The sequence below is a fragment of the Streptomyces specialis genome, assembly GCF_001493375.1.
GTDB classification, from domain to species: domain Bacteria; phylum Actinomycetota; class Actinomycetes; order Streptomycetales; family Streptomycetaceae; genus Streptomyces; species Streptomyces specialis.
The window spans coordinates 105,688-129,375 of record NZ_LN929895.1 but is presented as its reverse complement, the minus strand read 5'-3'; the positions used below and the strand labels follow the sequence as shown (position 1 = coordinate 129,375).

At 73.2% G+C, this 23,688-nt stretch carries 22 protein-coding genes; 11 read left to right on the top strand and 11 right to left on the bottom strand.

Annotated features, from left to right (window positions below; translation table 11 throughout):
- Positions 1 to 18: 18 nt before the first annotated feature.
- Positions 19 to 1,845, bottom strand: coding sequence for an acyl-CoA dehydrogenase (locus BN2279_RS15300; RefSeq protein WP_059009920.1), 1,827 nt, complete (start codon positions 1,843 to 1,845; stop codon positions 19 to 21).
- Positions 1,846 to 1,964: 119 nt separating this feature from the next.
- On the opposite strand from BN2279_RS15300, the gene BN2279_RS15295 reads away from it, so the two are divergent.
- Both BN2279_RS15295 and BN2279_RS15290 read left to right on the top strand, forming a co-directional pair.
- Entirely contained in the window at positions 1,965 to 2,462 is a 498-nt protein-coding gene (locus BN2279_RS15295; RefSeq protein ID WP_059009918.1) for an SseB family protein, read from the top strand.
- 78 nt (positions 2,463 to 2,540) lie between these two features.
- A complete protein-coding gene (locus tag BN2279_RS15290) occupies positions 2,541 to 3,617 on the top strand; it encodes a pirin family protein (protein WP_079032184.1) in 1,077 nt (358 codons plus the stop codon).
- Between the two features lie 12 nt (positions 3,618 to 3,629).
- On the opposite strand, the gene BN2279_RS15285 is transcribed toward BN2279_RS15290, so the two are convergent.
- Positions 3,630 to 5,762, bottom strand: a complete 2,133-nt coding sequence (locus BN2279_RS15285; RefSeq protein ID WP_059009914.1) for an ATP-binding SpoIIE family protein phosphatase — start codon at positions 5,760 to 5,762, stop codon at positions 3,630 to 3,632.
- A 108-nt stretch (positions 5,763 to 5,870) separates the two neighbouring features.
- On the opposite strand from BN2279_RS15285, the gene aspS reads away from it, so the two are divergent.
- Positions 5,871 to 7,676, top strand: a complete 1,806-nt coding sequence (aspS, locus tag BN2279_RS15280) for an aspartate--tRNA ligase (protein ID WP_059009913.1) — start codon at positions 5,871 to 5,873, stop codon at positions 7,674 to 7,676.
- 12 nt (positions 7,677 to 7,688) lie between these two features.
- On the opposite strand, the gene BN2279_RS15275 is transcribed toward aspS, so the two are convergent.
- Both BN2279_RS15275 and BN2279_RS15270 read right to left on the bottom strand, forming a co-directional pair.
- Positions 7,689 to 8,198: an SgcJ/EcaC family oxidoreductase gene (locus BN2279_RS15275; protein WP_059009911.1), complete on the bottom strand. Its 510-nt coding sequence runs from the start codon at positions 8,196 to 8,198 to the stop codon at positions 7,689 to 7,691.
- Positions 8,199 to 8,369: 171 nt separating this feature from the next.
- A complete protein-coding gene (locus tag BN2279_RS15270; RefSeq protein WP_059010862.1) occupies positions 8,370 to 8,906 on the bottom strand; it encodes a tellurite resistance TerB family protein in 537 nt (178 codons plus the stop codon).
- 180 nt (positions 8,907 to 9,086) lie between these two features.
- Here BN2279_RS15270 and BN2279_RS15265 point away from each other — a divergent pair, with 180 nt between their 5' ends.
- From BN2279_RS15265 to BN2279_RS15250, 4 genes are all read left to right on the top strand, one after another.
- Positions 9,087 to 9,869, top strand: coding sequence for a class I SAM-dependent methyltransferase (locus BN2279_RS15265; RefSeq protein WP_059009909.1), 783 nt, complete (start codon positions 9,087 to 9,089; stop codon positions 9,867 to 9,869).
- A 58-nt stretch (positions 9,870 to 9,927) separates the two neighbouring features.
- Positions 9,928 to 10,134, top strand: a complete 207-nt coding sequence (locus BN2279_RS15260) for a hypothetical protein (RefSeq protein WP_059009907.1) — start codon at positions 9,928 to 9,930, stop codon at positions 10,132 to 10,134.
- A 181-nt stretch (positions 10,135 to 10,315) separates the two neighbouring features.
- Positions 10,316 to 11,311 (top strand): ATP-binding cassette domain-containing protein, encoded by a 996-nt coding sequence (locus tag BN2279_RS15255; protein ID WP_059009904.1) that lies wholly within the window; start codon positions 10,316 to 10,318, stop codon positions 11,309 to 11,311.
- The gene (locus BN2279_RS15250) at positions 11,308 to 12,174 is read left to right on the top strand and encodes an ABC transporter permease (protein WP_059009902.1); all 867 of its coding nucleotides are present in this window, start codon (positions 11,308 to 11,310) and stop codon (positions 12,172 to 12,174) included. The genes BN2279_RS15255 and BN2279_RS15250 overlap by 4 nt, the downstream gene beginning before the upstream one ends.
- Here BN2279_RS15250 and BN2279_RS15245 read toward each other — a convergent pair.
- Positions 12,159 to 15,350: an ATP-binding protein gene (locus BN2279_RS15245; RefSeq protein ID WP_059009900.1), complete on the bottom strand. Its 3,192-nt coding sequence runs from the start codon at positions 15,348 to 15,350 to the stop codon at positions 12,159 to 12,161. The two genes, BN2279_RS15250 and BN2279_RS15245, sit on opposite strands and share 16 nt — an antisense overlap.
- A 164-nt stretch (positions 15,351 to 15,514) precedes the next feature.
- Between BN2279_RS15245 and BN2279_RS15240 the strand changes: the two genes are divergently transcribed.
- Positions 15,515 to 16,027 carry a GNAT family N-acetyltransferase gene (locus tag BN2279_RS15240; protein ID WP_059009899.1) on the top strand — a complete coding sequence of 171 codons (513 nt, stop codon included), beginning with the start codon at positions 15,515 to 15,517 and terminating at the stop codon, positions 16,025 to 16,027.
- Here the strand turns inward: BN2279_RS15240 and BN2279_RS15235 are convergent.
- A complete protein-coding gene (locus tag BN2279_RS15235; protein ID WP_059009897.1) occupies positions 16,000 to 16,239 on the bottom strand; it encodes a DUF2277 domain-containing protein in 240 nt (79 codons plus the stop codon). The two genes, BN2279_RS15240 and BN2279_RS15235, sit on opposite strands and share 28 nt — an antisense overlap.
- Positions 16,240 to 16,428: 189 nt before the next feature.
- Here BN2279_RS15235 and BN2279_RS15230 point away from each other — a divergent pair, with 189 nt between their 5' ends.
- Complete coding sequence (locus tag BN2279_RS15230; protein ID WP_059009894.1) at positions 16,429 to 16,908, top strand: MarR family winged helix-turn-helix transcriptional regulator; 480 nt, start codon at positions 16,429 to 16,431, stop codon at positions 16,906 to 16,908.
- Positions 16,909 to 16,914: 6 nt separating this feature from the next.
- Here the strand turns inward: BN2279_RS15230 and BN2279_RS15225 are convergent, their stop codons facing one another.
- Positions 16,915 to 17,511: a TetR/AcrR family transcriptional regulator gene (locus BN2279_RS15225; protein WP_059009893.1), complete on the bottom strand. Its 597-nt coding sequence runs from the start codon at positions 17,509 to 17,511 to the stop codon at positions 16,915 to 16,917.
- A 77-nt stretch (positions 17,512 to 17,588) separates the two neighbouring features.
- Here BN2279_RS15225 and BN2279_RS15220 point away from each other — a divergent pair, with 77 nt between their 5' ends.
- Together BN2279_RS15220 and BN2279_RS15215 are read left to right on the top strand one after the other, a co-directional pair.
- On the top strand, positions 17,589 to 18,443 hold the full coding sequence (locus BN2279_RS15220) for an NAD(P)H-binding protein (RefSeq protein ID WP_234347877.1): 855 nt from the start codon (positions 17,589 to 17,591) through the stop codon (positions 18,441 to 18,443).
- Between the two features lie 68 nt (positions 18,444 to 18,511).
- A complete protein-coding gene (locus BN2279_RS15215; RefSeq protein ID WP_059009891.1) occupies positions 18,512 to 18,940 on the top strand; it encodes a hypothetical protein in 429 nt (142 codons plus the stop codon).
- A gap of 12 nt (positions 18,941 to 18,952) precedes the next feature.
- Here BN2279_RS15215 and BN2279_RS15210 read toward each other — a convergent pair whose 3' ends face one another.
- From BN2279_RS15210 to BN2279_RS15195, 4 genes are all read right to left on the bottom strand, one after another.
- Positions 18,953 to 19,948 carry a ketopantoate reductase family protein gene (locus BN2279_RS15210; RefSeq protein ID WP_059010858.1) on the bottom strand — a complete coding sequence of 332 codons (996 nt, stop codon included), beginning with the start codon at positions 19,946 to 19,948 and terminating at the stop codon, positions 18,953 to 18,955.
- 71 nt (positions 19,949 to 20,019) lie between these two features.
- Complete coding sequence (locus BN2279_RS27770; protein WP_079032183.1) at positions 20,020 to 21,123, bottom strand: L,D-transpeptidase family protein; 1,104 nt, start codon at positions 21,121 to 21,123, stop codon at positions 20,020 to 20,022.
- A gap of 161 nt (positions 21,124 to 21,284) precedes the next feature.
- Complete coding sequence (locus tag BN2279_RS15200; protein WP_059009889.1) at positions 21,285 to 22,802, bottom strand: ATP-dependent DNA ligase; 1,518 nt, start codon at positions 22,800 to 22,802, stop codon at positions 21,285 to 21,287.
- Positions 22,803 to 22,843: 41 nt separating this feature from the next.
- On the bottom strand, positions 22,844 to 23,584 hold the full coding sequence (locus BN2279_RS15195) for an LmeA family phospholipid-binding protein (RefSeq protein WP_059009887.1): 741 nt from the start codon (positions 23,582 to 23,584) through the stop codon (positions 22,844 to 22,846).
- Positions 23,585 to 23,688 lie beyond the last annotated feature (104 nt).

Below are 23,688 nucleotides of genomic sequence, written 5' to 3'. Positions count from 1 at the left end.
GAGGCGGCGGGGCGTGGGTTAGAACGCCGCCTCGTCCAGCTCCATGAGGGAAAGGTCCGTGTTCTCGGCGAGCACCCGGTGCACGGCGACCTCGGGCAGCACGGTGGCCGCGAAGTGCCGGGCGGCGGCGATCTTGCCCTGGTAGAACGCCTTGTCCTTCGGCGTCGCGTCCGCCAGCTTGGCGGCGGCCACGGAGGCGCCGCGCAGCAGCAGGTACCCGACGACGATGTCGCCGGCCGACATCAGGAAGGCCGTGGTGTTGAGGCCGACCTTGTAGAGGGACCTGACGTCCTTCTCGGTGGCCGCCAGGTCGGTGAGCAGGACGCCGACCGTGGCCTCCAGCTCGCCGACCGCGCGGGAGAGCTGGTCGCGGGCGGTGGCCAGCTCCTCGCCGCCGGGGGCCTCGGCGAGGAACTTCTTGATCTCCTCGGAGAGGGCGGTGAGGGCCTTGCCCTCGTTGCGGACGATCTTCCGGAAGAAGAAGTCCTGGCCCTGGATCGCCGTGGTGCCCTCGTAGAGGGTATCGATCTTGGCGTCCCGGATGTACTGCTCGATCGGGTACTCCTGGAGGTACCCGGAGCCGCCGAGGGTCTGGAGCGACTGGGCGAGCTGCTCGTAGGACCGCTCCGAGCCGTAGCCCTTGACGATCGGCAGCAGCAGGTCGTTGATCGCGTCGAGGGTGGAGATGTCCTCGCCGGCGTGCTCCTTGACGATGATGTCGTCCTGGATGGCGGCCGTGTAGAGCGCCAGGGACCGCATGCCCTCCGCGTACGCCTTCTGCGTCATCAGCGAGCGGCGGACGTCGGGGTGGTGCGTGATGGTGACGCGCGGGGCGGTCTTGTCGGCGAACTGGGTGAGGTCCGCGCCCTGCACCCGCTCCTTCGCGTACTCCAGGGCGTTGAGGTAGCCGGTGGAGAGGGTGGCGATGGCCTTCGTGCCGACCATCATCCGCGCGAACTCGATGATCTTGAACATCTGGCGGATGCCGTCGTGCTTCTCGCCGAGCAGCCAGCCCTTGGCGGGGTGGTTGGCGCCGAAGGTCATCTCGCAGGTGTTGGAGGCCTTCAGGCCCATCTTGTGCTCGACGTTGGTGGCGTAGGCGCCGTTGCGCTCGCCCAGCTCACCGGTCTCCCAGTCGAAGTGGTACTTGGGGACGATGAACAGCGACAGGCCCTTGGTGCCCGGGCCGTGGCCCTCGGGGCGGGCGAGCACGAAGTGGACGATGTTCTCGGTGAGGTCCTGCTCGCCGGAGGTGATGAAGCGCTTGACACCCTCGATGTGCCAGGTGCCGTCCTCCTGGCGGACCGCCTTGGTACGGCCCGCGCCGACGTCGGAGCCGGCGTCCGGCTCGGTGAGGACCATGGTGGCGCCCCAGCCCTTGTCCACCATGAGGTGCGCGATCTTCTTCTGCTCCTCGGTGGCCTCGTCCCACAGGACGCGGGCGAAGGCCGGGCCGCAGGCGTACATGTGGATCGCGGGGTTCGAGCCGAGCACCTGCTCGCCCATGGCCCACAGCAGGGTGCGGGGCGCGGTCAGACCGCCCAGCTCCTCGCCGATGCCCAGGCGCCACCACTCGGCGTCCATGTAGGCGCGGTAGCTCTTCTTGAACGCCTCGGGAAGCGGCGCGGTGTTGGTCTCCGGGTCGAAGACGGGCGGCGTGCGGTCGGCCTCCGCGTAGGAGGCGGACAGCTCGTTCTCCGCCAGGCGGGCCAGCTCGGCCAGCATGGTCTTGGCGGTGTCGGTGTCCGTCTCGGTGAAGGGTCCCGTTCCGTATACCGCGTCGCGGCCAAGGACCTCGAACAGGTTGAACTCGATGTCGCGGAGATTCGACTTGTAGTGCCCCATGGCGACGACTCCGTAGCAGGTTCGGGGTAGTGAAGTACCTCCCATGATGCTACCCACCGGTAATAAGAAGCAAGCCGTTGTCGGACATCCGTGGGTCGTGGATCAGTACGCTTGCTCACATGTACGGCTACGACCAGTCGGGCTATCCCGGCCAGCAGGGCTACGGCGCCCAGCAGCCCCCTGCCGCAGCCACGGGCTACGGCGGTCAGCAGCTCTATCCCGAACAGCAGCAGCCGGCCGCCCCCGCGGCGCCTCCCGCGCCTCCCTCGTTCACCGACGCGCTCCGGGCGTACACCTCGGGCGCGATGTCGAGCGAGGAGTTCCACGACATCTTCCTCGGCGCCAAGATCTACTGTCCGCGCGGCGAGAATCCCGGTTTCCTGGCCCTGCACAACACCCAGCAGCCGGTGATCCCGCTCTTCACCTCCCTGAAGGAGCTGCGCCGGTACGCGGGCAAGGAGTCGCGGTACTTCACGGTCACCGGCGGCGAGGTGCTGGACCTGCTGCCCTCCGGGTACGGGTTCGCCCTCGACATGGAGGGTGAGCACCGGATCGTGATGGACGCCAAGGCCGTGGAGGAGATGGTCGACTACACGATGCGCCGCATGTACGGCTGAGCGGTCGGTGGAACAACCACCGCCCCGGCTGCTGTTTACTATTCAACTATCCAGTGCGCAGCCGACGAGGAGACCCCGATGCCCGCGATCACCGTCGAGACTGTCTATTATACACATCAGACGCTGCCGAAGAAACGGAGAGGGGGGAACTCTACTCTCTGTCCGCATTTGCTCTTATGGTGTGTGTACCCTCCGGCCCGCGATGCCCCCCCTCCCCCGCCCGTCCGCAGCGTAAGAGGTGTAGAGGCGCCCACCGCCATACCCCGGCCGGTGCGCACCGTGGTCACCGCCCCGACCGGATTCGAGGGCGAGGGCTTCCCGGTCCGCCGCGCCTTCGCCGGGATCGACTACCGGCACCTCGACCCGTTCGTCATGATGGACCAGATGGGTGAGGTGGAGTACGCGCCCGGCGAGCCGAAGGGCACGCCGTGGCACCCCCACCGGGGCTTCGAGACCGTCACGTACCTGCTCGACGGCACCCTCGTGCACCAGGACTCCGCCGGTGGCGGGGGCGTCATCCGCGACGGCGACACCCAGTGGATGACCGCCGGCTCCGGGCTGCTGCACATCGAGGCGCCGCCGGAGGAGCTGGTCGTGGCCGGCGGCCTCTTCCACGGCGTGCAGCTCTGGGTCAACCTCCCCGCCCGGGACAAGATGACCACCCCCCGCTACCAGGACATCGGCGGCGGCGAGGTGCGTCTGCTCTCCACCGAGGACGGCGGCGGCCTGCTGCGGGTGATCGCCGGCGAACTCGACGGCCACGCCGGGCCGGGCGTCACCCACACCCCGATCACCATGATCCACGCGACGGTCGCGCCCGGCGCCCGGATCGCGCTGCCCTGGCGCCCGGACTTCAACGCGCTGGGCTACGTGCTGGCCGGCCGGGGCGGCGCGGGGCCCGACGGGCACCCCGTCGAGCTGGGGCAGACGGTCGTCTTCGGCGCCGGCGACACCCTCACGGTGCGCGCCGGCACCGTCCAGGACGAGCCGACCCCGAACCTGGAGATCCTGCTGCTCGGCGGCCTCCCGATCCGGGAGCCGATGGCCCACTACGGCCCGTTCGTCATGAACACCCACGCCGAACTGGCCCAGGCGTTCGACGACTTCCAGGCGGGCCGCCTCGGGCGCATCCCGGCGGCCCGCACCCCCCGCTGAGACCCCGATCCCTCAGCCGCCGGAGTCCGGCGGCTCCTCGCCCAGCTCGAACCACGTCGTCTTGCCGACGCCCCGGGGGGACCAGCCCCAGGCGTCGGCGAGCGACCGCATCAGCAGCAACCCCCGCCCCGACGACGCCAGTTCGCCCGGCTCGCGGGGGTGCGGCAGTTCGTCGCTCGGGTCGCTGACCTCCACCCGCAGCAGCCGCTCGCCGCGCCGTCCGCTGATCTCGGCGACCAGCAGCGCGTCGCCGTCGGTGTGGGTCAGCACGTTCGTCACCGCCTCGGACAGCATCAGCATCGCCCCGTGGACCCGCTCCGGGTCCGTCCAGTCGTGCAGCAGCGCGCCCAACTGGCGGCGCGCGTCGGAGACCCGGGCCGGTTCCGACTGCGCGATCGTCAGCACCCCCCGCCGCACCGGCGCGTCCCCCGCCGGGCGCGTCCGGTCGGCGGGCGGGCGGCGCAGGAGCAGCAGCGCGATGTCGTCGCGGTTCACGTCGGCCAGCGGCGGGGTGGTCCGCCGGGGCGGAGGCACGTACACGGTCTCGACCAGGGTGTCCGCCAGGTCGTCGAGCCGCAGGTCGCTCAGGCCCGCCACGGCCTTCCGCAGCCGGCCCCAGCCCGCGTCCACGTCCCGGCCGCCCGCCTCCAGCAGCCCGTCCGTGCACATCAGCAGCGTCTCGCCGGGCTGGAGGACCAGCCGCGTCGTCGGGTAGTCGCTCTGCGGCAGCAGGCCCAGCGGCAGCCCGCCCACCGTCGGCCGGGTCACCACGGTGCCGTCCTGGAGCACCATCGCCGGGTCCAGATGGCCCGCGCGGGCCACCACGAGCGTGCCCGAGGGCGGGTCCACCTCCACGTACAGGCAGGTCGCGAACCGCGCGTCGTCGTCCGGCGCGTCCGGGTCCCCGGCCGTGCCGGCGGTGAGCGCCGCGAGGAAGCGCGAGGCCCGCGACAGCACCGCGTCCGGGTGGTGCCCCTCGGAGGCGTACGCCCGCAGCGCGATCCGGAGCTGGGCCATCACGGCGGCGGCCCGCACGTCGTGCCCCTGCACATCGCCGATCACCAGCGCGACCCGGCCCGTGGGCAGCGGGATGACGTCGTACCAGTCGCCGCCGACCTGGAGCCCGCCGCCGGTCGGCACGTACCGCGCGGCCACCCACATCCCCGGCACGCTGGGCGTGGGCGGCGGGCGCATCGTGTGCTGGAGGTCGGCCGTCAGCTCCCGCTCGGTGTCGGCCAGCGAGATCCGGGCCAGCGCCTGGGCCAGCATCCGGGCGATGGTGGAGAGCGTCGAGCGCTCCACGATGGTGAACGGCACCTCGTGGCCGAACGCCGCCAGCCAGACGCCGATGGTCCGGCCCGCGACGACCAGCGGCAGGTACGCCCACGCCCGCCGCCGGGTGCCGTGCGGGGCCGCCCACACGTCCGGGTACCGCCGCCGGTACTCGCCGGGCGACGGCAGGTAGACCGCCCGGCCCGCCCGCAGCGCCTCGGCCGCCGGGTGGCGGGCGTCCAGCGGCACCAGGAAGCGCGGGCCGCCCGCACCACCCGCTCCTCCACGCCCCCCTGCGCCGGCAGCGCCGGTGGGGTATACGAGCCAGCCCCCCCCCCGCCCCACCAGGACCACGGCGTCCGGCGCGAAGCCCGGCATGGCCAGGCCGCCGAGCACCCGCACGGCCTCCTCGACCGTGGCCACCTCGGACAGCGCCCGCCCGGTGTCCAGCACGAACGCCTCGCGCGCCCGCCGCTCGTCCCAGTCGGACTCCGGCGGCGGCGGAAGGGCCGGGGACACCTCGCTGATGGTCCCGAGGAGATCGCCCGGCGGCGACGGATCGGGCGCCGGCTCGCCGCGCGGCGTGCGGAACCGCAGCCGGACCGTCCGCAGCACCGCGCCCTCCCGGTCCACCACCCGCAGCTCGGCCTCCCCGACCCGGCCCTCCGTCCTGGCCAGCCCGATCGCGCGCTGGGCGGCCGTCCAGTCCTCCACGTGGAAACGGGCGCGCAGCGTGGCCTCGGGGAAGGTGGCGCGGGTGGGCGGCAGGCCGAGCAGCTCGGCGGAGACGGCGTCCGTCGTGGCCACGCCGCGAACGTCGTCCCACTCCCACACCCCGACCGCGGTGGCGGCCAGGACATCCTCGGTGCGCATATCTTCGTACTGTATGTCCATAAATCGGCGCGCGACGAGCAGGACTGGGCCAGGACGGTAGTCTGAGGCACGACCACCACGAACCCGTGTCGACGACTTGGAAGTACGATGCATCGGTACCGGTCCCACACCTGCGGTGAGCTGCGCCCCGCGGACATCGGCAAGGATGTCCGGCTCTCGGGATGGCTGCACAACCGGCGGAACCTGGGCGGCATCCTCTTCATCGATCTCCGTGACCACCACGGCGTCGTGCAGCTCGTCGTCCGCCCCGACACACCGGGCGGCGAAGCGGTCGGCGAGCGGCTCGGCTCGCTCTCCAAGGAGACCGTGATCCGCGTCGACGGACATGTCGTCGGACGCGGCGAGGAGAACATCAACCCCGAGCTGGCCACCGGCGAGATCGAGGTCGAGGTCGCCGACGTGGAGGTGCTCGGCGCCGCCGACCCGCTGCCGTTCACCATCAACGCCGAGGACGGCGTCAACGAGGAACGCCGCCTGGAGTACCGCTTCCTCGACCTGCGCCGCGAGCGGATGCACCGCAACATCATGCTGCGCTCCGCTGTGATCGGCGCGATCCGCGCCAAGATGACGGCCGAGGGCTTCACCGAGCTGGCCACCCCGATCCTGTCCGCCACCTCCCCCGAGGGCGCGCGCGACTTCCTGGTGCCGTCGCGGCTCCACCCCGGCGAGTTCTACGCGCTGCCCCAGGCGCCGCAGCAGTTCAAGCAGTTGCTGATGATCGCCGGCTTCGACCGGTACTTCCAGATCGCGCCCTGCTTCCGCGACGAGGACGCGCGGGCCGACCGGTCGCCCGGCGAGTTCTACCAGCTCGACATGGAGATGAGCTTCGTCGAGCAGGAGGACGTCTTCCAGGTCATCGAGAAGGTGATGACCGAGCTGTTCGAGGAGTTCGGCGGCGGACGCCACGTCACCTCGCCGTTCCCGCGCATCCCGTTCCGCGAGGCGATGGTCAAGTACGGCTCGGACAAGCCCGATCTGCGGGCCAAGCTCGAACTGACCGACGTCTCCGACATCTTCGCCGGCTCCGGCTTCAAGGCGTTCGCCGGCAAGCACGTCCGGGCGCTGGCCGTGCCGGACACGGCCGGGCAGCCGCGGCGGTTCTTCGACCAGCTCGGCGAGTTCGCCGTGGAGCAGGGCGCCCAGGGCCTGGCGTGGGTGCGGGTCGGCGAGGACCGGTCGCTGACCGGACCGATCGCCAAGTTCCTCACCGAGAGCGATGTCACCGCGCTGCTCGGCCGGCTCGACGCGGGACCGGGCACCGCCGTGTTCTTCGGCGCCGGCGACTTCGACCAGGTCTCGCGCGTCATGGGCGCCGTCCGCGTCGAAGCCGCGCGCCGCGCCGGGCAGTTCGAGGAGAACGTCTTCCGTTTCTGCTGGATCGTCGACTTCCCGATGTACGAGCGGAACGAGGAGACGGGCGCCGTCGAGTTCTCCCACAACCCGTTCTCCATGCCGCAGGGCGGCCTCGCCGCGCTGGAGAGCAAGGACCCGCTGGACGTGCTGGCCTGGCAGTACGACATCGTCTGCAACGGTGTGGAGCTGTCCTCGGGCGCCATCAGGAACCACGAACCCGACGTCATGTACAAGGCGTTCGAGATCGCCGGGTACAGCCGGGAGGACGTGGAGCGCGAATTCGGCGGCATGCTGCGGGCGTTCCGCTTCGGCGCCCCGCCGCACGGCGGGATCGCCCCGGGCGTGGACCGCATCGTGATGCTGCTGGCCGACGAGCCGAACATCCGCGAGACGATCGCCTTCCCGCTCAACGGCAACGCCCAGGACCTGCTGATGGGAGCCCCCGGTGAGGTGGACGAAAGCCGCCTGCGGGAGCTCCACATCAGCATCCGGGACTCGGCGCGCCGGGCGAAGGCCGCCCAGGCGGCCCCGACCGAGTAGCCCGCCGGGCCGTCAGCTCGGCGGCGTCGCCGAGGAGTGGTGATCGACGATCAGCCACTCCCCGGTGTGCTTGTTCCGCTCGTAGACGAACGTGTAGCGGGCGGTGAAGTCGTACCGCTCTCCGGTCGCCGGGTCGGTGAGGTGGAACGTGTAGCTGCCGGAGTCGACCGCCGCGTCATGGCCGAGGATCTCGACGTAGGACTCGTTGATCTCGCCGGACGGGTCCTGGAGCAGGAAGTGCTCGAAGTAGTCCAGGATCCCGTCGTGATCGTGGCGGATGACGTTGGACAGGGTCGGCTCCAGCACCGCCTGCGGCGCGTACAGGGCGGCGACCTGCTCGGCGTCGCCGCTCTCCAGTGCCTCGTTCCACGTGGTGAACAGGGCCCGGATCTCCTGCTTGGTCGGGTTGTGGCCGTGGCTCCCGGCGGAGGTGACGGCCTGGACGCCCGTCGGCACCGCGGTGATGAGAAGCCCGCTGACGGCCGCTGCCGTCGCCGCGCGGGCACGGATGAAGGTGCGCATGAGCACACGATCCCCGCCCCGGGTCAAACACCCGGCAATGAAGGGCAAAGCCGGATGCGGCCCGGGGCAAGGGTCTCGTCAAAGCGAGTCAACCCAGGTCAAGCCGGCCCGGTACGACCCGACTTCACCCTTGTGAAGGCCGGTCCGCGAAGGCCGGACCGTGACGGCCGGTCAGAGGTCGAACTCGGCGGGGGAGACGCCCAGCATCGCGCAGACCTCGCGGATGACGTGCTGCTCGGCCTGCGCGAAGTACCCGTCGGCGGCGGCGATGACGACGCCCATCTGGACCACCGCCCGCGCCTCCATCGGCTTCTTCTGCACCTTGGCGATCTCCTGCATGACCTCCGACCTGCCGAACTGGAAGTTCGACGAGAGCTGGTCGGCGTGCTTGTTGAAGCGCTGACGCAGTGTGTCCGGCGGGAAGTTCTGAAGGACGTCGTTGCTGAGGATCAGCGTCTCCACGCGCTGCCGCTCGGTCGCGTCGACCGTCCCGTCGGCGGCGGCGACCAGGGCGCACATCGCCATGGAGGCGTCCCGGAACGCGCCGCTCTTCAGCTCCGCCTTCACCGCCGTGAGCTGTGTCTTGAGCGTGTTGACGAGCTGCGCCTTCGTGCCGCCGGCGCCCGGCGCCTTCGAACCGGGCGGCTGTCCGGCGCCCCGCGACTGCAAACTCTTGGCCTGGTCCTTGATCTTGTCCCACATCGCCATGCCGTCCGTCACCCCTGCTTCTCGTTGCCGTATCCGTACCCCGTGCCGGGGGTTCCAACGTGAACCTACCGGTGACCGGTTCCGGACCGGGCCGCGTCAACTCTCCCGCCACGCCGATCACCGGCCCGTGGCCGCGCGTCGGCGTGCCGGGGGTGGGCCATCCGGAGCAAGCTGGGGGTCATGCACAGTGACCGCCGCAAACTGTCCGTGAACAGGGCCGCCCTCGCCCACAAGCTCCGTTACGCCGCCCGCAATCCGGCCCGCGTCAAGCCGTACCTGCGGCGCCTGGGCCGCGACACCTGGCTGCGGCTGAGGCACCGCGACCATGTCGCGTACTACCGCGCGGTGATGGCCTCCGACGCGGCCCGCGACCCGGGGGTCGCGGTCGGCAGCCGGACGCGGGAACGCTGGCTGGCGCTGGGGCAGATGCAGTTCGACTACCTCAAGGGGCACGGTCTGGAGCCGGGACACCGCATGCTCGACATCGGCTGCGGCAACCTCCGCGCGGGCTGGCGGTTCATCGACTACCTCGACCCGGGCGGCTACTACGGCATCGACATCTCCCCCGACATCCTGATCAGCGCCAAGAAGACGCTGGTGACCTACGACCTCCAGCCGAAGCTCCCGCACCTGACGCTCACCGGCGACCTCACCTTCGACTTCCTGCCCGGCGGCCACTTCGACGTGGTGCACGCGCACAGCGTCTTCTCACACTCCCCGATCGAGGTGATCGACCAGTGCCTGGCCCACGTCGGCCGCGTGCTGGCGCCCGGCGGGTTCTTCGACTTCACCTTCGACCGCACCGAGGGCCGCGAACACCACGTGCTGCGCGAGGACTTCTACTACCGCACCGAGACGCTCGTCGCCCTCGCCGAACGGCACGGCCTGCGGGCGCGGTTCATGCACGACTGGGAGAAACTGCCGCACGGGCAGTCGAAGATCCGGGTCACCGCCGGCGAGTGACCGACCCCCGGGGGCCCGGCCGCATGCCGGGTCCGCCGGGCGGGGTATAGATGCTCCTATGGGCCCACCCGACAGGGACGAGTGCGCCGGGCCGCACCGCCAGTGCCAGGCGTGCACCGGGCAGCGCGTCGAGTTCCGCGAGACGCTGTACCTCCCCGCCTCCGGGCGCGCCCAGGGGGTGGCCGCGCCGCACGACTGCTGGCACTGCAAGGGCCGCGGCTACGCCTGCCAGGCGTTCCCCCGCTGCGCGCCTCCGCACGAGTAGCGCCGCCCGCCGCTCTTCCGCCGGTTCGCCGGTCCCGCCGCTCTTCCGCCGTTCGCCAGATCCGGTCTCGCGACCGCTGGTTCCCGTCTCGCGCCCAGAGGGTGAAAGAAGGACCGGGCGGGGCGATGAGTTCCGGCGGCCTCCGGGGTCTACCCGGGAGAGCGGATCCGGAGGAGAGAAGATGAGCGCGCGCAGCGGCGAGCCGGCGATCGAGACCGTCGGACTCGTCAAGACATTCGGTGAGAAACGGGCCGTGGACGGCGTGGACCTGACGGTCCCGGCCGGCACGGTCTACGGGGTGCTCGGGCCGAACGGCGCGGGCAAGACGACCACGGTCAAGATGCTCGCCACCCTGCTCCGCCCCGACGGCGGCCAGGCCCGCGTGTTCGGCCTCGATGTCGTGCGCCAGGCCGACGCCGTGCGCGGCCGGGTGAGCCTGACCGGGCAGTACGCGTCGGTGGACGAGGACCTGACCGGCACGGAGAACCTGGTGCTGCTCGCGCGGCTGCTCGGGCACCGCAAGGCGGCGGCCGGGGAGCGGGCGGCGCGGCTGCTGGACGCATTCGGGCTGACCGAGGCGGCCGGGCGGCAGGTGAAGACGTACTCCGGCGGCATGCGGCGGCGCCTCGACATCGCGGCCAGCATCCTCAACACGCCGGACCTGCTGTTCCTGGACGAGCCCACCACGGGCCTCGACCCCCGCAGCCGCAACCAGGTGTGGGAGATCGTGCGGGCCGTCGTCGCGCAGGGCACCACGGTGCTGCTCACCACGCAGTACCTGGAGGAGGCCGACCAGTTGGCCGGGCGGATAGCCGTCATCGACAACGGCAGGGTGATCGCGGAGGGCACGCCGGGCGAGCTGAAGTCGTCGGTGGGCTCCGGCGCGGTCCATGTGCGGCTGCGGGACGGGCGGCAGCGCCCGGAGGCCCAGCGGCTGCTGGCGGGAGCGCTGCGGACGTCCGTGCGGATCGAGGCGGACCCGGTGGCGCTGACCGCGCGGCTCCTGCCGCAGGACAGCACCGCCGGCCCGGCCGAGCTGGCGTCGCGGGCCCTCGCGGAGCTGGCCGCGGCGGGCATCACCGTCGACGACTTCTCGCTGGGCCAGCCGAGCCTGGACGAGGTGTTCCTCACCCTGACCGAGAAGAAGACCGGGAAGAAGCAGGAGGCCGTGGCATGACCACCGCGACGAAGAAGAAGGCGGAGGCCGACGAGGCCGCCGACGAGCACTACATACCGGCGGCCGACGCGCTCCAGGCCGTTCTGGCGAAGGGGCAGCGCCCGTCGCGGCCCAGCGCGCTGTCCGCCTCGATCACCTTCGGCTGGCGGGCGATGCTGAAGATCAAGCACGTCCCGGAGCAGCTTTTCGACGTGACCATCTTCCCGATCATGATGACGCTGATGTTCACCTACCTGTTCGGGGGCGCGCTCGCCGGATCGACCGGTGAGTATCTCCAGTACCTGCTGCCCGGCATCATGGTGATGAGCGTGGTCATGACCACGATGTACACGGGGGTCGCGGTCAACAACGACATCACGAAGGGTGTCTTCGACCGCTTCCGGACCCTGCCCGTGTGGCGGCCCGCCGCGATGGTCGGGTACCTGCTGGGCGACGCCTTCCGTTACACCACGGCGTCCGTGGTGATCCTGGTCGTGGGCCTGATCATGGGCTACCGGCCGGACGGCGGCGTGGTGGGCGTGGTCGGGGCGATCGCACTGCTGGTGGTGTTCTCGTTCGCGTTCTCGTGGATCTGGACGATGTTCGGGCTGCTGCTGCGCTCGGAGAAGTCCGTCATGGGCACCAGCATGATGGTGCTGTTCCCGCTGACCTTCCTGAGCAACATCCTGGTCGAGCCGGCGACGATGCCGGGCTGGCTGGAGGCGTTCGTGGACGTCAACCCGGTGACGCACCTGGTGGCGGCGGCGCGCGGGATGATGGACGGCAGCACCGACGTGGGCGAGATCGGCTGGGTGCTGGTGGCGAGCGCGGTGCTGGTGGCCGTGTTCGGCACGCTGACCATGCGGCTCTACAACCGGAAGTGACTGCCCTGGTCGCGGCCGGGCCGGTAGGCGCACATCGTCCCGGTGGTGACGGTCGCCCGCAGGTGGGCGGCGAGTTCGGGGTGGCGCCGGTCCAGGCGGCGGAGGGTGTCGCGGATGCGGGCGGTGACCGTCTTCCGGGCGCGTTCCGCCTCGTCACCCAGCCGGCGGTCGCGCCCGCCGAGCCCGGCGGCTGCGCGCAACTCGTCCAGCAGCGCGGCCCGTTCGCGGTCCAGCTCGGCGGCGCGGGCGTCGTCGCCGGTCTCGGCGGCGCGGTCGATCTCGGTGTCCAGCAGCTCCAGGTGCTTGCGGTAGCGGGCCTTGGCCTCGTCGTCCAGCACCGGATCGCCGCCGAGCGGCCGGGCACCTCCGGGGCTCAGCAGCCGGGCGGCGGGGATGTCGGTGCCGGGGTGGCCGAGCAGCGTGTGCAGGTCGCGCAGGCCCTTGGCGTCGGGCATGTGGACGGTGCGCCCGGCGTAGGTCAGGTTCCACACGGTCCCGTCGAAGCGGAACGTGTCACCGGTCCGTTCGGCCGGTCCGGCCCGTCCGGCGCGCGGAGGGGGCGCGCCGGCGGGGCCGGCCGGGGGGCCGATCCGGGCGACGCGGGCCGCGATGTGGCGCATGCCCAGCTCGTCGGCCTCGCGGGCGACCTCGTTCGACAGGGCCGCCGCGGCGTCCGCGTCGCCGGGCGCGCCACGCGCCAGCAGCGCGCGGGCGAGGTGGGAACGGGCCTCGACGGACCAGGTGCGCGCCCGCAGCCGGTCGGCCGAGCGGGCGGCGGCGGTGAACCCGGCGACGGCCGCGTCCCAGCGTTCCTCGGCGGCGTCGAGCACCGCCGACCAGAGCACCATCGGGCCGCTGATGTCGAAGCCGAACAGCGACACCGCCCACTGATCGGTGAACGGCGCGAGCGCGTCCCTGGCCCGCGCGCACAGCACGGGATCGCGGGACGCCGCCGCGGCCTGCGCCTGGAACCGCAGCCACAGCGCCTCGACGTACGACGGGTAGTCCACGTCCTCGGCGACGTCCAGCAGCCGCAGCGCGGTCGCGGCGTCGCCCTTCTGGGCCGCGGTGACGCCCTCCAGCAGCTCGGGGTGCGGGTAGTCCCGCTTGGTCAGCGACCGGTGGAACGCGTCGAGTTCGTCGAACCGGCCCTGGGCCTGGAGCATGGTCCAGCGCAGGTGGTGGTCGTACTGGAGGTAGTCCTCGACGTGTTCGTGGCCGGTCCCGATCGCGAGCACCTCCTCCCGGAGCGCCGCGGCGTGCGCGAAGCGGCCCTGGATGATGGCGATGAGGCACTGGTCGACGATGGAGGAGAGGCGGTAGCGCGGCAGCGCCAGCCGGTCCACCGTCGCGATGAACTCGCCGAGCTGGTCGAGGGAGCGGGGGGCGCCCTGTTCGAGCAGCGCGACCCAGCGCAGCGAGGCCGCGAAGTGCTCCAGCTCGTGGTCGCCCCTGCGGCGGGCCAGCAGGAGCATCTCGTCGGTCAGCGCCTCGCGTTCGGCCGCGGTGCCCGGCCCCCAGATCGCGTCGTGGCGGGCCCAGAGGCTGAACGCGAGGGCGTCGTCGTCCTGGCCGCGCCGGGCCAGCACGGCGGACCTGACGGCGAGTTCGCGGGCGAGCCGTTCCACGGCGGCCGGTTCGCCCACGGCGGGAGCCGGTCCCGTCCCGCCGCCCATCCGGTGGTGGGCCTCGGTGATCAACGCGGCCTTGAGCGGCCCGAGTTCGCCGTGGAACCCGGGGCCCTGGGCGCGGAACACCGAGAGCGCCACCCGCGCCAGCAGCCCCGGGTCGTCCAGGGCACGGGCCTCGCTCACCACCTCGTCGAAGATCCGCAGGGACTCCTGCCGGGCGCGGGCGTGCCACAGCTCGTGGGCGAACTCCAGGCCGATCAGGACGCGCCGGCGGGGATCGACGGCGGCGGCCAGCTCGTAGGCGCGGCGGTGGTGGCCGAGCGCCTCCTCGAACGCGATCCGTCCGCTCGCGTCGTCCACGGCGGCCCGTAGCAGCTCCAGGGTGCGGGCCGGGTCCAGCTCGGGCCCGGCCAGGTGGGCGTGACGGGCGAGGTCGGCGGGCGGGACGCGGTCCGCGAGCGCCGGGGCGCGGTCCAGGGCCCGGACCACCGCGGCGTGCCGGCGGCGCACCTCGTCCTCGTCGAGCGTGTCGTGGAGCGTCTCGCGCCCCAGATCGTGCGCGAAGGCGAAGCGGCCCCCGCCGCGCTGCGTGACCAGGCGGGCGGCCACGGCGTGCCCGAGCAGCCGGTCCACCTCGGCGGCGCTCGCCCCGGGCGCCGCGGCGAGCACCTGCCGGTGGAACTCGCGGCCGAGCACGGCCGCGCCGGTCAGCAGCCACACCACCCGCTCCGGCAGCAGGCCGAGCCGCCGCCGTACCGCGTCGCCGACGCCGGGCGGGATGGCGGTGACGGCGCCGCCGCTGTGCCAGAGCCGGGCGGTCTGCTCCACGAAGAACGGGTTGCCGCCGGTGCGGCGGTGCACCTCGGCGAGCAGGTCCGGGTCCGGCGCGCGGCCGACCGTGCGGGCCATCAGGGCGCCGACCTCGTCGGCCGTCAGCCCGGTCAGCGTCAGGGTGGTGGCGCGCGCCACCAGCGGCATCATCAGCGGGCGCAGCGGGTGGTCGGCCGGCTCGACCTCGGCGTCGCGGTAGGTGCCGACCAGCAGCAGCCGCTCGAACCAGGTGTGCTGGGCGGCGAACTCCAGCAGCCGCAGCGAGGCGGTGTCGGCCCAGTGCAGGTCGTCCAGGACCACGACGACCGGCCGGTGGTGGGAGACGGTGACCAGCGCGGTCGTCACCGCGTCGTACAGCTCGAAGTCCCCGGTCTCCGGCTGCGGGCCGGTCTCCCCGAGCAGGGGGGCCAGCCCGCCGCCCGCCGCCTCCCGGGCCGCCGACCACTCCCCGGCGGTGGCCGACCGGCGCAGCGCGCGGACGACCTGTGTCCACGGCCAGTAGCCCGGGGCGTTCTCCGAGTCCCAGCAGGAGCCGCCCAGGACCAGGGCGCCGCGTTTCCTGGCCTCCTCGGCCGCGCCGGTGACGAGCGTGGTCTTGCCGATGCCGGGCTCCCCGGCGACGAGCACCAGGCCGCCGTGGCTGGCGTCGGCCCGGGCGATCTCGGCGCGCAGGATCCCCGCGGCGTGATCCCGGCCGATGAGGTCCTCGAACACCTGTGCCTTCTGATCTTCGTCGGAGCTGCCTGCTGTACGAGGATGACACAGCGCGCGTCCCCTCCCCGCGCCCTGGGGTGACGGCCGCCCGCGACGGATGGAACGACGGGCGACACGGGGGAAATCCCGTTGTCTCGCCCGCCCGTCCTGCCCAGACTGGGCCGGTGCTGATCCGACGTGAGGTCCCCGGGGACCGTGCCGCTGTCCACGACGTCCCCCGCGCCGCCTTCGGCAAGGACGCCGGCCCCCCGCCGGTCGAGGCCGTGCTGCTGGAGGCGCTGCGGGAGTGCGACGGGTGGCTGCCCGCGCTGTCGTGCGTGGCGGTGGTCGAGGGGGAGGTCGTCGGGCATGTGGTCGGCACGCGCGGGTACGTCGGGGAGCGGCCGGGCGTCGGGCTCGGGCCGCTCAGCGTGCGGCCGGAGCACCAGCGGCGCGGGGTGGGGCTCGCGCTGGTGCACACCGTGCTGGGGGCGGCGGACGCGCTGGGTGAGCCGTTCGTCGCGCTGCTGGGCAGTCCCGAGTACTACGGCAGGTTCGGCTTCGGGCCCGCCGCCGGTCACGGGATCGAGGCACCCGACCCGGCCTGGGGCCGGTACTTCCAGGTGCGCCCGCTCACCGCGCACGACCCGGCGGTGCGCGGGACCTTCCGCTACGCCGAGCCGTTCGACCGGGTCTGACCTCCGGCGCCCCGCACCTGAAGATGGTCCAGCAGATGCTGGGTGGCGGCCGTCACCGCCGCCACCGTCTCGTCGAAGATCGCGCGGTTGTGCGCGGCCGGGGCCCGGAACCCGGACACCTTCCGCACGTACTGGAGGGCCGCCGCGCGGATGTCGTCGTCGGTGACGTCGGTCGTCGCGGGCGGGCGGAGGGTCTTGATGCTGCGGCACATGCCCCCAGTCTGCCTCCCGCCACTGACACGGCGGAGGCGTGGACAAGGGGAGGGGCGCACGGTGAACATGTGTAGTAGGGCCGCTTCACAGCGCGTGGTTTTGTGGTGTGGGTGGCGCGCAGCCCGCCGAGCCCCCGCCTGGCGTCTTCGTCTGCGCGGGCAGCAGGGGAAACGGGGAGGGGCACACGCATGTCTCGTGCGGACCGGCTGGCGGAGATCAGGGCTTACGGCCCCCGGCATCTCGCGTCGTACGCGTTGTTCAACCAGGCCGTGGCCGACCATCTGGGGCTGCATCCGACGGATGTGCAGTGCCTGCGGCTGATATCGATGGAGGACGGCCCGCTCACCACCCGCCGGGTGGCGGAGATGACCGGCGTGACGAGCAGCGCCGCGAGCCGTCTCGTGGACCGGCTGGAGCGGGCGGGGTACCTGGCGCGGCGGCGCGATCAGCGTGACCGGCGGCGGACGCTGGTCAGCCTGCTGCCGGAGGCGGAGCGTCGGCTGGAGTCGCTGTGGGACTTCCTGAGCGAGGCGTTCGAGGCCCGGTTCGAGGACAACTCGGAGGAGGAGCTGGCCGTCGTCGTGCAGTACATGCGGCGCAGCATCGAGCTGTCGGGCCACCAGATCGAGCGCCTGCGCGGGATGGCCCGCGCCGCCCGCCTCGGCTGAGCGGGCTCAGCGCGGGCGCAGTCCGTCCAGCATCACGGTCAGCAGGCGGTCGGCCTGGTCGCGCGGCACCTGGCCGCGCAGCCAGGCCGCCGAGTTGATCAGGGCGAAGACGTCGGAGGCCGTGACGTCCGGCCGGACGGCCCCGGCGGCGCGGGCCTCCCGGACCAGGGCCTCGCCGGCGGCCGACATGCGCGCGCACGCGGCGTGCAGTTCCGAGGTCTCGTCGTCCAGGCTGCCGAGGAGGGCGCCGGCCAGGCCGCTGTAGGTGGCGGCGTGCCCGGTGACGGCGGTGATCCACTCGACCAGCGCGGCGCGCGCCTCCTCCGGCGTGCCGCCCGGCTGTGCCAGGAGGCGGTCCCCGAGGTCGAAGACGGCCTGCTGGCGGTCCCGCAGCAGCGCCTCCAACAGCGCCTGGCGGGTGGGGAAGTGGCCGTAGAGGGTGCCGATCGCGGTGCCGGCCCGGCGGGCGACCTCTTCGAGGGAGGCGCCGGTGCCCCGTTCCCTGAAAACGGCTTCGGCGGCGGTGAGCAGCCGTTCGTAGTTGCGTCGCGCGTCCGCGCGCAGGGGGCGGGCCCGGCGGTCCGGGGCGGTGGGCGGGCTCATCGGCGGTGCCTGGCCTTCCTATGTCGAGGGGTCCTCGATATCGTGTTCCCGAGGGAGCCTCATGTTAGGGGAGCGCAGTGATTCTGGTGATGGGAGCCACCGGCTCCATCGGGCGGCGGCTGGTGCGGCGGCTGACGGACGCGGGCGCGGACGTCACCGCGTTCGTGCGGGACGCGGAGCGGGGCGCGGCGCTCGACTGCCGGTATGTGGTGGGCGACCTGGACGACCCGGACTCGGTCGCCGCCGCGCTGCGCGGCGTCGACCGCCTCTTTCTCAACGGCCCGGGCGCCGTTCCGGTGCCGGACGGCGCGCCGCAGCCGATGATCCGCCGGCAGATCACCGCCGTGGACGCCGCCCGCGCCGCCGGGGTCCGGTACGTGGTGAAGGTGTCGGTCCTCGGCCCTCGGCCGGGCGGCAAGCTCGCGATCGGCGCCCACTGGGAGATCGAGCGGCATCTGGAGCGGTCCGGCGTGCCCTGGACGTCCCTGCGCCCCAGCGGCTTCTTCCAGAACTTCACGACGGGCACCGGCGGCCTGATCACCGACGGCCGGATCGCCGGGCCGTTCGGCGAGGGGCGCGTGGGATACATCGACGCCGACGACATCGCCGCCTGCGCGGCGGCGCTGCTGACCGGGGACGGCCGGCGGGGCGTCGGCGAGGCGTACGACCTGACCGGGCCCGAGGCGCTGACGCACCGGGAGATCGCGGCCCGGCTCGGCGTCGGCTACCTCGACGTGCCGCCCGCCGACGCGGCGGCGGGGATGCGGGGATCCGGGCTGCCCGCCGGGTTCACCGCCGATGTGCTGGAGCTGTGGGCGGAGATGGCGGCCGGCGGCATGGACGTGGTGACGACGGCCGTGCGGGAGCTGACCGGACGCGAGCCGCGCGGCATCGACGCGTACGCGCGGGACCGGGCGGCGGGGCACGGCTGACACGTGATGAACGATCCGTTTGCATCGATCCGTTGACAACGTGTCATGCGGACCGTCAGGCTGGGCGTATGACCGAGACGAGCGATCCCTTCACCCCGCCCGACCCCGAGCGGGCGCGGGCGCACCGGGCCCACGCGGCGCTGTTCCGCATCGCGGAGCGGCACGCGGCCACCGGCGCGTGGCGGGCGCGGCAGACGCATCCGGCCGTTCTGGCGCCGCACGAGGCGGTGCGGCTGGTGGCCTTCCTGCTCAGCGGCGCGGCGCAGCGGGAGGAGGGCGAGCCGGAGGTGGACCGGGCGGACATCACCGCGGCGCTGAGCCTGGTGCCGCGTGCCCGGGGCGAGATGGACGAGCTGGAGGCCGGGCTGCTGACGATGGCCAGAGGGCGGGGCCTGACGTGGCAGGAGATCGCGTTCGGGCTGGGGCTCGGCACGCCGCAGGCGGCCCGGCAGCGGTACGCCCGGCTCACCGAGCGCGTGCCCGACGGCACGGACTGACCTGCCGCCGGGTCACGGCGCGAGGGCGGCGGCCAGCTCGGCGACGGGCAGCGAGCCGGGCGGGCGGCCCCGGCGGGCGAAGTCGCCGGCCTGGCGCTGGAGCAGCTCGTTGACGGGGGTGGGCACGCCGTACCGCCGGCCCAGCAGCACGATCTCGCCGTTGAGCCAGTCGGTCTCGATCGAGCCCGTGCCCCGGCGCAGGCTCTGCCAGGAGGAGCCGCCGCTCCGTTCGGCGCCCGCCACCGGCCGCTGCTCCAGCCGGTCGCCGCGCGCCGCGGCCTGCTCGTCCTCCGGGGTGTACGCGATGCCCGCCGCCGCCAGCACGGCGGCGCCCTCCTCGCGGGCCCGCCGGGCGAGGTCGGTCAGCGGCGGCTGCCGGACCGGGCCGCCCCGCGCCTCGATGGCGTTGGCCAGGTTCGCCAGCAGCTTCCCGTACTTCCAGCGCATCACGTCCGGCACCACGGGGGCCAGGAAGCGGGACTTCTCCAGGGCGGTCGCGACCCGGCGGTCCGTGTCGTCCACGCCGCCGGGGAAACGGCCGAGGTGCAGCATCCCGGTGAGCGGCGCCGTGGAGGTGGTGACCACGCCCGGTTCGAGGAACTGGGCGGGCAGCCACACGCAGACGCCGTGGACGCGGCGGAAGCGGCGCAGCGCCATCGTCTCGTTGGCCACGCCGTTCTGCGCGCACAGCACCGGCAGCGACTCGCCGGCCGTGCCGCCCCTGGCCACCGGGCGGGCCGCCCACGCGTCGAGGGCGGCCACGCTGTCCTGCGTCTTGACCGCGAGCACCAGCACGTCGTCGCGGCGGAGGTGGACCTCCTCCGGGCCCTCCACCACGGGCACCGGCAGCGTCAGCGACTCGTCGGGCGTCTGGAGCCGGAGCCCGCTCTCGCGCAGCGCCCGGCCGTGCGCGCCGCGCGCCACGAGAACCACGTCGTGTCCGCTCGCGTGGAGCCGCCCGCCTATCGCTCCGCCGACCGCCCCTGCCCCGATGATGATGTAGCGCATGAGGGCATTGTCGCGGGTGTCGCTCGAACGTTCGACCGGGCCCCGGAGAAGCCCGGGGCCCGGACCCGGGGTCACCAGTAGACGATGACCTTGTCGCCCTCGTTCACCACGTCGAAGAGCTGGGCGATGGCGGCCTCGTCCCGCACGTTCACACAGCCGTGGGACGCCCCGTTGTACCCGTTCGCGGCGAAGTCGGCCGAGAAGTGCACGGCCTGGCCGCCGTCGAAGAACATCGCGTACGGCATCGGGGAGTCGTACAGCGTCGAGTGGTGGTTGCGCGACTTCCAGTACACCTCGAACTCGCCCTCGCGGGTGGGCGTCTCCTCCGCGCCGAACCGCACGTCCACCGTCATCCGGACCTCGCCGTCGACGACCCACGACAGCGTGCGGGTGGTCTTGGAGATGCACAGCACCCGGCCGGTCATGCAGCGCTCGTCGAGGTCCTGGGCGGGCTGGACGTCGGGAACGTCCAGCGGCGGGTACATGTCCTCCTCGGCGGGCGTCTCGGTCTCGGCCGTCAGCGCCGTCCACGTCGGCTCGAAGACCGTGCCGGTGGCCTCGATGCCGGCCGACTCCTGGTACGCGCGGACCGATTCGGTGGTGACGTCCCCGTAGTACCCCGTGGGGTTCTCCTCGAAGTGGCCGAGCTGCTTCAGGCGGGCCTGGAGCTCGCGGACCTGCTCGGAGTTGTCCCCGTACCCCATGACCTGCTGGGGCGGGTACATGTCGTCCTCGCCGGGCGTCTCGGTCTCGCCGGTGAGCGCCGCCCACGTGGACGCGTAGACCGTGCCGGAGACTTCGAGGCCCGCCTCCCGCTGGTACTCCGAGACGGCGCCGAGCGTCACGTCCCCGTAGTAACCGGTGGGCTGGGCCACGAAGTGGCCGAGCTGCTCCAGCCGGGCCTGCAACTCGCGGACCTGCTCCGACTCGTCGCCGAAGTCGAGGACGACCTCCTCGGCCGGCTCCTCGGTCTCCTCGGCCCCGCCGTCCTCGCCGTCGTCACCGCCCTGGGCGTCGTCACCGCCGCCGGACGCCTCCTCGGTGGACTCCCCGGCCGGCGTCCGCTCGGTGGGCTCCTGCCCCTCGGCGGAACAGCCGGTCAGCAGCAGAGCACCGGTGGCGAGCGCCGCGGCGGCGGAGAGGACGGACTTTCGAAAGAGCGCGGCGCGTACCACTGTTCCCCCTGGAGTTACTGGACCTCATCGGGCCTCAAAGGACCTCATAGGTGAAGATGCGCGAACCAACCCGTTTGTTGCGCCCGGAGCCATAACGATGCGGCCACGGATACGCGACCGTATTGTCAGCGGGGTCAGTGGGGTCGGTCGTGCCAGTGGGGTCAGCGCAGCAGCGCGAGGACCGCGTCCACCCCGTCGGCGTCCTCCGGAGCCTTGTCCTCCCGGTAGCGCACGACGCGCGCGAACCGCAGAGTGACGCCCGCCGGGTAGCGCGTGGAGCGCTGCACGCCGTCGAACGCAACCTCCACCACCAGCTCCGGCCGCACCCGCACGACCCACCCGTCGTCCGCGACCGCCAACTCCCTCAGCCGCTCGGTCTGCCACGCCAGCAGCGCGTCGGTGAGCCCCTTGAACGTCTTGCCGAGCATCACGAACGAGCCGTCCGCGCCCCGCGCGCCCAGATGGAGGTTGGACAGCTTCCCGGTGCGCCGGCCGTGCCCCCACTCGGCCCCCAGCACCACCAGATCCAGCGTGTGCACCGGCTTCACCTTCACCCAGGACGCCCCGCGCCGCCCCGCGCTGTACGGCGCCCCCAACGCCTTCACCAGCACGCCCTCGTGACCGCGCGCCAGCACCGCGTCGGCGAACTCGCGGGCCGTCGCCCGGACTTCCGGGTTCTCCGGGTCCTCGGCCACCAGCCGCGTCACCCGGCGCGGCGCGGGGGCGATCCTCGCCAGCTCGGCGTGCCGCTCCTCGGTCGGCAGGTCCAGCAGATCGCGGCCGTCCACCGCGAGCAGGTCGAAGAAGACCGGCTCCAGCGGCAGCGTGCCGCGCAGCGAGCCGACCCGGCCGGACGTCTCCTGGAACGGGCGGGGCCGCCCGTCGTCGTCCAGCGCGATCACCTCGCCGTCGAGCACCGCCCGGTCCGCGGCCAGCTCCCGCGCGGCGCCCACCACTTCGGGGAGCCGTCCGGTGATCTCGTCCAGCGTCCTGGTCCAGATCCGCACCGTGTCCCCGTCCCGGTGCACCTGCACCCGGATGCCGTCGAGCTTCTCCTCGATCACGCACGGCCCCAGCCGGTCCAGGGCGGCGTCCAGGTCCCGCGCGCTCTGCGCCAGCATCGGCAGCACCGGCCGACCCACCCGCAGCGTGAACTCCCCCAGCGCCGCCGGGCCCCGCGCCAGCAGCGCGCCCGCGACCGCGCCGAGCGAGCCGCCCAGCATCACCGCGCGCCGCACCGCGTCCGGGTCCGCGCCCGCCGCCGCCGCGAGCCCCTCGACCGCGAAGGCGTCCAGCGCGCCCTGCCGCAGCTCGCCGCCGAGCAGCCGCACCAGGAAGTCCTGCTCCTCCCCGGTCGCCGCCGCCAGCAGCCCGGTCAGGAGGCCGCGCCGCCCGGCCGCGGCGCCGGAGCCGGTGACCCCGGCGATGGCGGTCAGCGCCGCGTCGGTCTCCCGGACGGTGAGCCGGGGCGCGGCGGTGGGCGCCGGGCGGTCGCCCAGCGCCCGGGGGCCGACGCCGATCCTGCGCTGCGGCAGCCGTCCGGCCAGATAGGTGATGACGATCGGCGCCTCGTCCGGCGCGGTGGCGCGGAAGAGCGCGGCCAGCGCGGCGACCTTCTCGGTCCGCGAGGCCGTGGCCGCGACCTCCCGCGAGGTGCGCGCGACATCCGCCAGCAGCATCTGTCCATGGTCACCCGCCGGGCCGGGGCCCGCGACGCGTGCTACGCCGCGTCGTCGCCCTCCAGGGCGGCCGGACCGCCGTCGAGGACCACTTCGACGCCCCGGCCGGTGACCTCGACGGAAGTGGCCGCCATCTCCAGCGGGTACTCCTCCTCCTCGGTCGGGTCGGACAGCGCCTCCGCCACCCGCTCCACCAGGGCGCCCGGCACCGGCATCCCCAGGAACGAGGCGTCCGTCACCTCGAACTCGACGCGCCCGCCCCGCAGTTCCGGCATCACCGTGACCTGCCCCAGGCCGCCGCCGACGTCCAGCACCACCGTTCCCGCCGCCGGGTCCGTCCGGGCGGCGCTGATCGGCGGGGCGCCGCCCCCCGCCTCGCCGGACAGCTCCAGCAGCGCTTCGGTCGGCACCATCCCCTCGGCGTGGCTGCCGGCCCCCGTGCCGCCGCTGCCCGAGCCGAGCCCGTTCAGGCGCACGTCGTCCACCCGTACCCGCACGTCGGCGCCGTTGACGCGGCCGACCTCGGCGCCGTCCGCGCGCACCTCGATCCAGTTCAGGCGCCGGTCGGCGAGGGAGAGCAGCGCGAGGCCGTCCCCGACGTCCACCTCGACGTCGCCGCCCAGGTCCCGTTCGGCCGCCTCCGTGATCCGCCGCTGCACCATCGCGCGGCCCGCCAGCTCACCCGCCACGGCCAGGGCGAGCACCACGGCCGTGACGACCGCCGCGACCCTGACCCCGCGCCGCCGCGAGACCCGGCGCACCGCCGCGCCGAACGCTTCCACCGCGCGCTCCCTTCCCTCACCGGCCGCCGCTCCGACGGAACCGGTGCGGTCACCGGATGATAATCTTCCCGCGGCGGACCATTTCCGGTGAACGGCTCCTCGTT